Source organism: Tenacibaculum sp. ZH5_bin.1 (assembly GCF_042865525.1).
Taxonomy (GTDB): Bacteria; Bacteroidota; Bacteroidia; order Flavobacteriales; family Flavobacteriaceae; genus Polaribacter; species Polaribacter mesophilus.
Genome location: NZ_JBEGIO010000001.1, coordinates 1079774 through 1091544, shown reverse-complemented (window position 1 = coordinate 1091544; position 11771 = coordinate 1079774). Strand labels below are relative to the sequence as shown.

The following is an 11771-nucleotide window of genomic DNA, read 5'->3' as shown; positions in this document are numbered from 1 at the left end:
ATTTACCCCGATAAGTTCTTTACATACTTCATCAACCGAAAAGGTTTTACTTAACTGTAGATTAATAGGGAATCGTGTGCAAATCACGAACTGTCGCGCAACTGTAAGTAACACACCAAAAGTTTTTATCCTAGTATATCCACTGCCAAAAGCGGGAAGGATGATAAAAGCTGTTATAAGTCAGGAGACCTGCCTATTCGGATATTGACAATGCTTTCGCGATTTGAAGCTTTTGGGTCATACCGATGATATATTTTTAACGCACACTTTCTTTATGAAATGCTGTGCTTTTTTGGTATGTCATTATTTTTCCTCAAACATCTTATCGTTTTTAGCATTGCGAAGCATCTAAAAGAGCTTTTAAAATTAATGTTTAATTATAAAAGTTTAAAAGAAAATGCAAACGCACATTCTTGGCTATCCGCGTATTGGTAGCAACAGAGAACTCAAAAAAGCCTGCGAGCAATATTGGTCAGGCAAAACTAGTTTACAGGAACTTCTTGAAACAGGAAGAAATATCTGTCAACAAAATTGGAAAACACAACAAGAAGCAGGCATAGACCTTATTCCTTGTAATGATTTTTCTTATTATGATCAGGTGTTAGACATGACGCTTACTGTTGGAGCTATTCCTAAACGTTACAATGAAGTAATGTTAAAAACTTCAAATTCTGAACTTGACCTTTACTTTGCTATGGCAAGAGGATATCAAAAAGATGATCTTGATATCACTGCTATGGAAATGACTAAATGGTTTGACACCAATTACCATTATATCGTTCCTGAATTTTATAAAGATCAGGAATTCAAACTATTTTCTAACAAAATTGTTAATGAGTTTGCCGGAGCTAAACAAGCAGGGATTAATGCTAAGCCTGTAATTATTGGTTTGGTTAGCTACCTTCTTTTAGGTAAAGAAAAAGAAGAAGGTTTTGATAAATTAGATTTAGCCCCAAAACTACTCCCTGTATATATTGAAATTCTACAAGAACTTCAAACACAAGGTGCTGAATGGATTCAGTTTGACGAACCTTTTTTAGCATTAGATTTGAGTGAAAAAGCCAAAGAAACCTATCAATTTATCTATAATGAGATTAGAAAAAAGTTTCCTAAACTAAAGTTTATAGTTACTACTTATTTTGAAGGTTTAAAAGACAATCTTTCATTAGCTAACATACTTCCTTTAGACGCATTGCATATCGACTTAGTTCGCTGCGAAGAACAGCTAGATGATGTATTGAATACTCTTCCTAAAAATAGAATTTTATCGTTAGGTGTTGTAGATGGAAGAAACATTTGGAAAAATGACTTTGAAAAGTCATTACAGCTAATAAAAAAAGTCACCGATAAATTAGGTTCTGAAAAAACCTTCATTGCTTCTTCTTGTTCTTTATTGCATTCTCCTTGTGATTTAGATTTAGAGACATCTCTTGACACTGATATTAAACAATGGCTTTCTTTTGCTAAACAAAAACTTACCGAAGTAAGTTTATTAAAAGAGTTATCTAAAAACACTAGTGATGAAAGTGTTTTAAATGCTTTTGAAGAAAACAAAAAAGCCATTACAAACAGAAGATCTTCAGCATTAATCCATCATAACGATGTAAAACTGCGTGTTGATTCCATTAACGAGACAGACTCTAGAAGAAAAAATAGTTTTTCAATTCGTAAAGAAGCACAAGAAAAAGTATTGAATTTACCACTATTCCCTACCACAACTATTGGTTCTTTTCCTCAAACTGAAGAAGTAAGAAGCTGGAGAGCTCAATTTAAAAAAGGTACCTTAAGTAGTGAGGAGTACAAATTCCTACTAAAAAAAGAAACCCAAAAAACCATTCAATGGCAAGAAAAAATAGGTCTTGATGTATTGGTTCATGGTGAATATGAGCGAAATGACATGGTTGAATATTTTGGTGAACAACTTGCTGGGGTAACCTTTACAAAAAAAGGTTGGGTTCAAAGTTATGGTAGTCGTTGTGTAAAACCTCCTATTATTTACGGCGATGTTTACAGACCTCATCCAATGACTGTTTATTGGTCACAATACGCACAATCTTTAACTGACAAATGGGTTAAAGGAATGCTTACAGGCCCTGTTACTATTTTACAATGGTCGTTTGTGCGTGACGATCAACCTCGTAGTATTACTTGCCAACAAATTGCACTGGCTATACGTGATGAAGTTAGAGACCTAGAAAATACTGGTATTAGAATTATTCAAATTGATGAGCCTGCTATAAGAGAAGGTTTACCATTACGAAAATCAGGGTGGAATGATTATCTAAAATGGGCTATTGAAGCTTTTAAAATTTCTTCTTGTGGTGTAAATGACGCTACACAAATACATACACATATGTGTTATTCAGAGTTTAACGACATTATTCAAAGCATTGCTAATATGGATGCCGATGTAATTACTATTGAATGTTCTCGCTCTCAAATGGAGTTGTTAAACGCTTTTGCAGATTTCAAATATCCGAATGAAATTGGACCTGGGGTTTATGACATCCACTCACCAAGAGTTCCTTCAAAAGAAGAAATGGTTGAATTACTACAAAAAGCACAAAAAGTTATTCCAGCTTCTCGTCTTTGGGTAAATCCTGATTGTGGTCTTAAAACTAGACATTGGGATGAAACTGAAAAAGCTTTAATAGCTATGGTTTCAGCTTCAAAAGAAGCCTCTTTAAGCTATAATGCTAACACCTTAGAAACTGTAAATTAATAATAAAGTGCCTGAAAAGAATATTTCAGGCACTAATTATACTAACATATATAAAATGACCACAGAAGAAAAAATAACAAAGTCGGAAACACGTATTTTCAAAGCCGTATTTCCAAATACAACCAATCACTATGACACCCTTTTTGGAGGAACCGCTATGCAACTAATGGACGAAGTTGCTTTTATTACAGCAACACGATTCTGTAGGCAAAAAGTTGTAACCGTAAGTAGTGATAAAATTGATTTTAAAAAGCCTATCCCTGCTGGAACTATTATTGAATTAGTAGGAAAAGTAAGTTATATAGGTAACAAAAGTTTAAAAGTTACTGTTAAAATTTTTACTGAACAGATGTACTCTCAACATAGAGAAAAAGCCATTGAAGGTGAATTCACCTTTGTTGCTATTGATGAAAATAAAACCCCTATTGCTGTCATAAAAACTGGCACTGAAGAACTACATTACTCACAAGAACATAACTAAAACTAAACAGAAATTTTGAAAACACAACCTCATAAAAGATTACATCTTCAAATAAAAATCTTTCGTAAGGTTAATATAGGCATCAGTGTACTGGTGCCTTTTTGTTTCTATTATCAACTCTTCTTCTTGGATTGTAGTCTCTACAAAGGACATTTCTAATAAACTACGTTTGATTTCAGTAGTAGGAGCTCCTTTTACTCGACAAACTCTGTGTAGGTATAAATTATGATTTTTAGCTAGTTCTATAAAATTTTCTTCTTCTTTGAATGGTATAATGGTTGAAAACCTTCCGTTTTCGGACAATATTTCACTAACTCCTTTTAATAACTCTTCAAAAGACAAAGAACTCGTAAACCGTGCTTTGTTTCGCGCTACATCCTCTGTTTCGTAGTTATCAGTATAAAATGGAGGATTGGATACAATTATATCATACTCTTCTTCATCTTCAGACATTTCTTCTGCAAATTCCACAAAAGAAGCATTGTAACAAAAGAGTCTATCTCCCCAATCAGACTGCTCAAAATTCTCAACCGTTTGCTCATAAGCGTTTGTATCAATCTCAACTGCATCAATAGTCATCGCATCACTTCGTTGTGCTAACATTAACGAAATGATTCCTGTACCAGAGCCAACATCTAATATTGTGTCTGGAAACTCTCCTAAATTACACCATGCTCCTAATAATACAGCATCAGTACCTATTTTCATCGCTGTTTTATCTTGATGCACTGTAAATTCTTTAAACTGAAATGGTTTCATTTATAAAAATTTTCCAAGAATTTTTTCTGCGTTGAAAAATAAGTACAACACAACAATTAATAAAACTACTAAAAACAACCCTCTTTTAGGATTCCCTCTTTTTCGATTACCGAAACGTCTTTTAAACTCCATTTCTTTATTTTCTAATTTCTACATTAATCACGTAAAATATCACGTTATAATTTTTGTTCCTCGTAACATTTCTCTTTTACCTGGAGGCCCGGGTAAACGCTCAACATCAAAACCTACTGCTTGCATTGCTCGTCGTACACTTCCCTTTGCTGAGTATGTTACTAAGACACCTTCTGGTTTTAGTGCAGCAAACATAATTCTAAAAATATCCTCAGTCCATAAGTCAGGTTGTACTCTTGCTCCAAAAGCATCAAAATAAATCAAATCAAAACTATTCTCATCGGTAATTTCAGCAAAAAATTGTTTGCGTTTAGTTAATGAAAAATTGGGAGTAATGTTGTGTTTTTCTTCCCAAGAAACTTCGTGAATTTTTTCAAAAAATTCTCTTTTATCATCGGCGTCCAACTCCGCAACATAATTTAATTTTGCTACTTCTTCTTTAGCTACAGGATATGCCTCTACTCCAACATAATCAATCTCCTTTTTAGCTTCCAATAACGTGATAAAAGAATTAAGTCCTGTACCAAAGCCTATTTCTAGAATAGAAACATTTTTTGCATCTACATACTTTAATCCATTTCTAATGAATACATGATATGCTTCTTGTATTGCTCCGTGTTTAGAATGATATTGTTCATTCCATTCTGGTAAATGAATGGTTGTAGAACCATCGGACGTTATGATAATTTCTCGTTTTATAACTAAACTATTTAATCAGTAATTTTTTAATTCTTGGTATTGGCCCAGTACAAGTAGTCTTATGACAGGTAATACAACTGTTTACTGCTTGATTAAAATTTTGCTTTAAAGAATCTTTAGAACCCAAATATACTTGCTGTATATTTTGAATATATAATTTTGAAAAAGCTTCAAAACTTGCATTTCTATCTGCTGGGTCTGTTAAAACAGCATTATGAATATTCAAGTAAGTCTCAGGAAAGTCACCTATTGGCTCTCCTTCTAAAATCTTATTTTTAACAGTCATATTCCCTTCGTACATAGCATTCATTAAAGCTGCCATTTCAGAAGACTGATACATTATAAGTTCCTCTTTTGGTTGTTTCTTTTCCTCTTTGCAAGAAAAAAGCACCAAAGACATCAATAAAACAATAATTAATTGTTTCATTATTTTTTCATTAACACTCCATCTGCTTCAAAAGCATAGGTGTATTTTGGTTCTATAATTTTTGCTATTTCTTCTTCTGATTTTCCTGCATCTTTAGCATAATGTTGTAATTCATCAACAGAAATCTCAGTAACAAAAGCTTTACCGTTTACTACCACTTCTTTATTATCTGCATTTAAAGGCATGAAAAAACCATAATCTTTAAAACGTACCATTGACTCTTGTTCTTCCCCTAAATCTAACTTCATCCAACACCCTTTTTTCTTACACACTTCATTTATCGTTGAAGTAAATTTTATGTTTAGAGTATCCCCTTTTTTTAAGTTTTTGAATTTTATTCGCATTTCTTCAGCAGAAATAGCATTGCTATCTGTAATCTCATCTCCAAAAGACGCATAGGCAATCTTTTGTTCTTTAATACCATTCGCAGCAGGAGCTGCATCTTTCTTTTCAGTTTTACAAGCACTAAACATTACGCTTAAAAGCGTAGCAAAAACTAGTAGTCTTTTCATTTTCAAAAAATTAAAATTAACATATCAACAAATATACTCATATTTCTTCAAGCTGGTAGCTAACCTCAAAACATACCACTAGATTTCGTATCTTCGTAGCACTTCTAAAACAATCACATAATGAATATTGATATTGAGCTTATACAAGAGTCTAAAATAAATACGGTAGATTTTAACAACTTAGCGTTCGGTCGCACTTTTACTGACCATATGCTAGTTTGTGACTTTGCTAATGGAGAATGGAAAACACCTAAAATTTTACCTTATGGACCTTTAACTTTTGAGCCTTCTGCTAGGGTTTTTCATTACGGGCAAGCTGTTTTTGAAGGAATGAAGGCTTATAAAGATGAAAATAATGATATCTTTTTATTCCGTCCAGATGAAAATTTTCATAGAATTAATAAATCTGGGGCTCGTTTAGCAATGCCTCCAGTTCCTGAAAATGTATTTTTTGAAGGGTTAAAAAAACTTCTTGAGATAGATGATGCATGGATTAAGAAAGGAATAGGAAACTCGTTATATATTCGTCCGTTTATTATTGCTTCAGAAGGAGCTATTGCTGCTTCACCTGCTGAAGAATATAAATTTATAATTATTTGTTCACCTGCTCAATCATATTATGCTGGTGAAGTTAGAGTACTATTTGCTGAAGAATACAGTCGTTCTGCTGACGGTGGTGTTGGTTTTGCCAAAGCCGCAGGTAACTATGCTGCGCAATTTTACCCTACTAGTTTAGCACATAAGGAAGGGTATCAACAAATTATTTGGACTGATGCAAACACCCACGAATACCTTGAAGAAGCAGGTACAATGAATATCTTTTTTAGAATAGGTAATAAACTTATAACTGCTCCTACTAATGATAGAATTTTAGATGGTGTTACTCGTAAATCAATTATTCAACTTGCAAAGGATTATAATATAGATATTGAAGTTAAAAGAGTTTCAGTTGCTGAAATTAAAGAAGCTGCTAGACAAGGTGAACTGTTGGAAATTTTTGGTTCTGGTACTGCTGCTGTTATAAATCCTATAAAAGGATTTAAACACCAAAACGAAACTTTTGAATTACCTGAAACAAATGATTCTTATGCTTCTTTCTTTAAAGAAAAACTACTCAACATTCAGTATAACAAATTAGAAGACAAGCACAACTGGAGAGTTAAAATTTAATCATTTCATTTAAAAAAGCTATATTAGTAAACGGAATTAAGTTATTTTAATAAAAAATTCTAAAGAAATGAGAAATATTATACCTGCTTTATTATCAATAGGAGTTGGTTTTGTTATTTCATTTTTTGGATTGGATTTCTATTCTAATTCATTAGAAAATGAAAATAATATCATAGCCCAAAGTAATAAAATTACTTCTTCTAAAGAAGACACTCCTGAAGAGCCCTTATCTGTTGATAATTCCTCTACAGGTTCTTTTTCCGTTGACATTGAAGACATTCAAAAGAACTTTGATAACTGGGAAGCTTATGCAAAGGGAAACATTGATTTAATGTCTACCTTTATTCCTTTAGATGATGAAGGTGCAGCTATGGAAAAAGGTATCTTTTTAACCTTACTACGCACAGGCGCTTATATTCCGATTAAATCGGAAAAAAAAGGTAAAGTACAATACCAGCTTACTGGTATTGATGCTTCTTCTGATGAAAAAATAAAAAAATCAATCGTTAGTAAGGCTTCAATAGCACATCAATATTTTAAGATGGAAGGCAAAAAACTTCCTGATTACAATTTTGTTGATTTAAATGGTAACGCTCACAATAAAGCGGATACAAAAGGAAAATTATTAGTGCTAAAGTGCTGGTTTATTACATGTAAGGTATGTGTAGAAGAGTTTCCTGAATTAAATGAACTGGTTGATAAATACAAGGATGATAAAATAGAATTTGTTAGTTTGGCTTTTGATAAAAAAGATGAATTGATTAAATTTTTAGAAACTAAAGAATTTAAATACCCTACTATTCCTGAACAAAAGGATTATATGGCTAAGAAACTAAAGGTTAAACAATATCCTACACATTTAATTGTAGATGCTAATGGTATTATTATTAAAATGGTTAATAATGTAAAAACATTAACATCAGAATTAGAAAGAATTATGGGTAAATAAATAGAAAAACAAAATGTAAAAAAGCTCCTTATTAAGGAGCTTTTTTATTTATCTAAAATTTCTTTAATGTTTGGTTTAAAGTAATTTGGTCCTTTCAGTACTTTACCATCTTCACGATAAATAGGTTTACCGTCTTCTCCTAACTTACTCATGTTACTTCGTTGTATTTCATTGAATACTTCTTCTATTTTATGTTGCATACCGTGTTCTATTATAGTTCCACATAAAATATACAACATATCGCCTAAAGCGTCTGCTACCTCAACCAAATCGTTATTTTGTGCTGCTTCTAAATACTCTTCATTTTCTTCTTTCATTAAATTATAGCGAAGTAAGTTTCGTTCTTCTCCAATGTTTGCTGTTGGTTCATTTTTTATTCCTAACCCGAAAGCTGAATGAAATTCGTGTACTGCTGCTATTCTTTTTTTCATTATAGTTATGATTTTAATTCAATAGTTATTAGTCAATAATGTTTTTATTTATATCATCATTTGACACATTTTATGGTTTTACCATACTTTTTTTAGTTTTTTTATTCCTTTATATATTTTAAGTTATCTAACTTTAAGAAACTCAAAAAAAATAAATTATGTTAAAAGAGATTTCTAAATTAGGTTCAACCCTAAATAAAACTGAACAAAAATTAATAAACGGTGGTACAGGTCGACCTTTACCCTGTAGCTCTGCCCCAACTTATTACAATGGATATTGTTACTTATGTGGTGAACAATACGAGATAGGCTCTAGTTACTGTTAGAATTAATAGAAAAGCGGACTTGTTTCGCTTTTTTGTTTACACTTTAACTTATCTAAAGTATTATGTTGCCATTTTTAAAATTCTTGCTGGTACTATTTTTAGTACCCAAGCTATTAACCTCCATCTTTTTGAGATATAAGCTACTCGTTTTTTTCGTTTTATTGCTACATAAATTTGATTAACTGCTTTTTCTAGAGGAACCATCCAAAAAATACCATCACCTAAAGCCATTGCTGTATCAACAAACCCCGGACGGATATCTGTAATAAAAACTTTTTTTGTTTTAATAGATTTTGTTTTGATATACAAACTCTCTAAATACGCTTTTTGATATGCTTTAGAAGAGAAATAATCTGGTGCTGCTCTATTTCCACGTAGTGAAGCGATAGAAGAAATACCAACTAAATGACCAAAACCTTGTTTTTTAAACAATTTATAAGCTAATGCATATAGTTTTGTTACACCTAAAACATTCGTGTTTATAGTTTGCTCTTGTTTATCCCAGTCTAACTTTGGGTTTACAAATCCAACTCCTGAAGATTGTATCACTAAATGAACTTCTCCTAATTCATTTACTAACTCATTAAACACTTTTTCTACCTCATCTACTTGTTGGATATCATTTTGCTTAATAAGTATTTGATTAGAATACCTCTTCTTTAACTCTTCCAATTTTTCAAGCCTTCTCCCGGTTACCGCTACGATATAATTTTCTTGTATTAGTTTTTCTACAAGTCCTTTTCCAATACCAGAAGTGCCTCCAAAAATAATTGCTGTTTTAGTTTTTTTCATTCTAAAATCATTCTTTAACTTTGCTAAAAATACAATTTTATGTTTATACTTATTGCTGCAAAAATGTTTACTACAGGTAGAATTATTTTTGCGAGTTTATTTGTTATAGCTTTTATTCTTTTAATGTATTTTAGTTATAAAAAAGATGCTAAAAACAATAAAAAGCATTATCAAAATGGAGCTTTATACGTTGCCATAGCAATAGCGGTAGTAATTGCGTTATTGTTTTTATCAAAATTATTAACTAAATAATAAAACTCTTAAGAGTTTCTTATAAAAGCAAAAAACCGATTCTTTTCAGAATCGGTTTTTTTTTATTCAAGTTTATAACTTTTTAATTTTTTATTGGTAAGAAGTTATAGTTTTTAGCGTAGAACTTCATTTGCTCTTCAAACGTTTCTGGTTGCTTAATCTTAATATCAGTAATATTTCCTTCAGTATCAGTTACTGGCTCTAATACTGGATTTACAAATCCGCTATAAGGAGCTGATGTAAATTGAGCATTACGATCTAAAACTTCTTTATGAATATCTTGATCTACTTTTACTCCATAACCTTCCACTAATGCTTTTGCCTCTTCAAAATCTCCTTCAGATTTAATTCTTTGTGTTTCTTTTAATAAACGCCCGAAAATTTCACGAAGTTTTTTATAATCATTAATATTATAAAAAGTTTTTCCATCTCTGGTAACTTTTTCAATTACATTATCTTTCGCTCCTTGCTCAAAAGCCCAAGCTGAAACCCATTGACGGTTTACCATGTGATCTTCTTCAATATCGTCTCCTAAATTAATTCTAATTAACTGTGTCATTAATCCATTTCTGATATACCCGTCATAAGCAGCTTTTCCTACTTTTTGCCAATCATCAACTAATCCTAATTCTTGTAATTTAGGATCCATTAAGTAATAAAGTCCAACTAAATCTGCTCTACCCTCTTCCATTGTAGAAGCGTAGTTTTTCAAAGTTTCTTTTGGTTGACCAACTCCGTCGTTAATTACACCTGAAGCATGCCCAATTACCTCGTGTAATGCCGTGTGTAATTTATCTGCTAACTTCCCATATTTAATCTCTAAATCAATTTCTTCTTGATCGTTAGCAAACTCTGTTAAACGTCCAGTTCCTCCAGCATTATTATAAGATCCTATGATATTTCCTAACGATACCGATTTAGAACCGTGTTGTTGACGAATCCAGTTATTGTTTGGCAAATTCACTCCAATTGGAGTACTTGGAGATGCATCTCCTGCTTCACCAGCAACATTTACTGTTTTATACGAAACCCCTACAACATCTTTCTTTTTGTGACTTGGATCTAACGGAGAATTATCTTCAAACCATTGTGCATTGTCTGATAATACTTTCATCTTTTTAGACATATCAAAGTCTTTGATTTGTACAATTGTTTCGTACGAACCTCTATACCCTTTAGGATCATTATAAACTTCAATAAAACCATTAATCCAATCAATATTTCCTTCTGTAGATTCAACCCAAGCAATTGCATATTCATCCCAAGTGTGTAAATCTCCTGTTTTATAGTATTCGATTAATAACTCTAAGGTTTTTGCTTGCTTTTCATTTTCTGCTACTTCTTTAGCTTTTTCTAACCAATAAATAATTTTATCGATTGCTTGTCCGTACATTCCACCAGACTTCCAAACTTTCTCCACTAGTTTTCCATTCTCACGAACTAGCTTCGAGTTTAATCCTGCCTCAATTGGTTGCCCTTCTGGTCCTTTATCAGCTTTCGCATAAAAGTCTTCTACATCTTTACTTGTAATATCTGCTCCGTAAAAATTTACTGCTGATGCTAATACATTATCCACTCCAGCTTTCTTGTTTACTTTTTTAGCATCTTTATCATTAAAAATAACTTCTAATGCTTCCGTAGATAACTCAGTATTAGTTTCTTTTAACAACGTTTCTAAATACTCTTTAGAAAATGTAGGTTTTAACTTATCGTTAGAGTAATGATGATGGATTCCGTTAGAAAACCACACTCTTTTCAAATAGGTAGTGAATGCTTTAAAATCTTCACTTTCTTTATCTCCTTTGAAGCTATTGTTAATATTTTCTAAAGCAGCTCTAATTTCTAGATTATGACGGTAGTTTTGATCCCACATAATATCACGTCCAGATAAACCAGCTTGTGTTAAATAGTACACTAATTTTTTTTCTTTTAGTGTTAACTCATCAAACCCAGGAATTTGATAACGTAACACTTTTATATCAGCAAATTGCTCAACAACATATTCAAATTCTTTTGCCCTTTTTTCTACTACTTTAGGCTCTTTTTTTGCGTCTACACCACAAGAAGTTAATACTCCTGCTGCTGCAAACACAAAAAGCATTTGTTTTAGTTTCATTTA

Annotated in this window: 13 protein-coding genes and 1 riboswitch; of the genes, 6 read left to right on the top strand and 7 right to left on the bottom strand. The window is 31.9% G+C overall.

The window, feature by feature from the left end:
* Positions 1-24 precede the first annotated feature (24 nt).
* A riboswitch (cobalamin riboswitch) is annotated at positions 25-212 on the top strand.
* A 185-nt stretch (positions 213-397) separates the two neighbouring features.
* Positions 398-2722 carry a 5-methyltetrahydropteroyltriglutamate--homocysteine S-methyltransferase gene (metE, locus tag ABHQ57_RS05070; protein ID WP_389862613.1) on the top strand — a complete coding sequence of 775 codons (2325 nt, stop codon included), beginning with the start codon at positions 398-400 and terminating at the stop codon, positions 2720-2722.
* A 55-nt stretch (positions 2723-2777) separates the two neighbouring features.
* Positions 2778-3203, top strand: coding sequence for an acyl-CoA thioesterase (locus ABHQ57_RS05065; protein WP_159493318.1), 426 nt, complete (start codon positions 2778-2780; stop codon positions 3201-3203).
* Positions 3204-3242: 39 nt separating this feature from the next.
* On the opposite strand, the gene ABHQ57_RS05060 is transcribed toward ABHQ57_RS05065, so the two are convergent.
* From ABHQ57_RS05060 to ABHQ57_RS05045, 4 genes are all read right to left on the bottom strand, one after another.
* Positions 3243-3962 carry a tRNA1(Val) (adenine(37)-N6)-methyltransferase gene (locus tag ABHQ57_RS05060; RefSeq protein WP_173360522.1) on the bottom strand — a complete coding sequence of 240 codons (720 nt, stop codon included), beginning with the start codon at positions 3960-3962 and terminating at the stop codon, positions 3243-3245.
* Between the two features lie 171 nt (positions 3963-4133).
* Positions 4134-4793 carry a tRNA (5-methylaminomethyl-2-thiouridine)(34)-methyltransferase MnmD gene (gene mnmD / locus ABHQ57_RS05055; protein WP_239179356.1) on the bottom strand — a complete coding sequence of 220 codons (660 nt, stop codon included), beginning with the start codon at positions 4791-4793 and terminating at the stop codon, positions 4134-4136.
* A gap of 7 nt (positions 4794-4800) precedes the next feature.
* Entirely contained in the window at positions 4801-5220 is a 420-nt protein-coding gene (locus ABHQ57_RS05050; protein ID WP_389862609.1) for a hypothetical protein, read from the bottom strand.
* The gene (locus tag ABHQ57_RS05045) at positions 5220-5732 is read right to left on the bottom strand and encodes a DUF4920 domain-containing protein (protein ID WP_073181824.1); all 513 of its coding nucleotides are present in this window, start codon (positions 5730-5732) and stop codon (positions 5220-5222) included. Before ABHQ57_RS05045 ends, ABHQ57_RS05050 begins: the two co-directional genes overlap by 1 nt.
* A 120-nt stretch (positions 5733-5852) precedes the next feature.
* On the opposite strand from ABHQ57_RS05045, the gene ABHQ57_RS05040 reads away from it, so the two are divergent.
* On the top strand, positions 5853-6902 hold the full coding sequence (locus ABHQ57_RS05040) for a branched-chain amino acid aminotransferase (RefSeq protein ID WP_389862606.1): 1050 nt from the start codon (positions 5853-5855) through the stop codon (positions 6900-6902).
* A gap of 67 nt (positions 6903-6969) precedes the next feature.
* Entirely contained in the window at positions 6970-7851 is an 882-nt protein-coding gene (locus ABHQ57_RS05035; RefSeq protein ID WP_159614025.1) for a TlpA disulfide reductase family protein, read from the top strand.
* Between the two features lie 44 nt (positions 7852-7895).
* On the opposite strand, the gene ABHQ57_RS05030 is transcribed toward ABHQ57_RS05035, so the two are convergent.
* Entirely contained in the window at positions 7896-8282 is a 387-nt protein-coding gene (locus tag ABHQ57_RS05030) for a nucleoside triphosphate pyrophosphohydrolase family protein (protein ID WP_047788588.1), read from the bottom strand.
* 158 nt (positions 8283-8440) lie between these two features.
* Between ABHQ57_RS05030 and ABHQ57_RS05025 the strand changes: the two genes are divergently transcribed.
* Positions 8441-8608: a hypothetical protein gene (locus ABHQ57_RS05025; RefSeq protein ID WP_159432108.1), complete on the top strand. Its 168-nt coding sequence runs from the start codon at positions 8441-8443 to the stop codon at positions 8606-8608.
* A 60-nt stretch (positions 8609-8668) separates the two neighbouring features.
* On the opposite strand, the gene ABHQ57_RS05020 is transcribed toward ABHQ57_RS05025, so the two are convergent.
* Entirely contained in the window at positions 8669-9400 is a 732-nt protein-coding gene (locus ABHQ57_RS05020; protein ID WP_389862602.1) for an SDR family NAD(P)-dependent oxidoreductase, read from the bottom strand.
* A 39-nt stretch (positions 9401-9439) separates the two neighbouring features.
* On the opposite strand from ABHQ57_RS05020, the gene ABHQ57_RS05015 reads away from it, so the two are divergent.
* Complete coding sequence (locus tag ABHQ57_RS05015) at positions 9440-9652, top strand: hypothetical protein (protein ID WP_231128378.1); 213 nt, start codon at positions 9440-9442, stop codon at positions 9650-9652.
* Positions 9653-9734: 82 nt separating this feature from the next.
* On the opposite strand, the gene ABHQ57_RS05010 is transcribed toward ABHQ57_RS05015, so the two are convergent.
* Positions 9735-11768 (bottom strand): dihydrofolate reductase, encoded by a 2034-nt coding sequence (locus ABHQ57_RS05010; protein WP_389862600.1) that lies wholly within the window; start codon positions 11766-11768, stop codon positions 9735-9737.
* Positions 11769-11771: the final 3 nt, after the last annotated feature.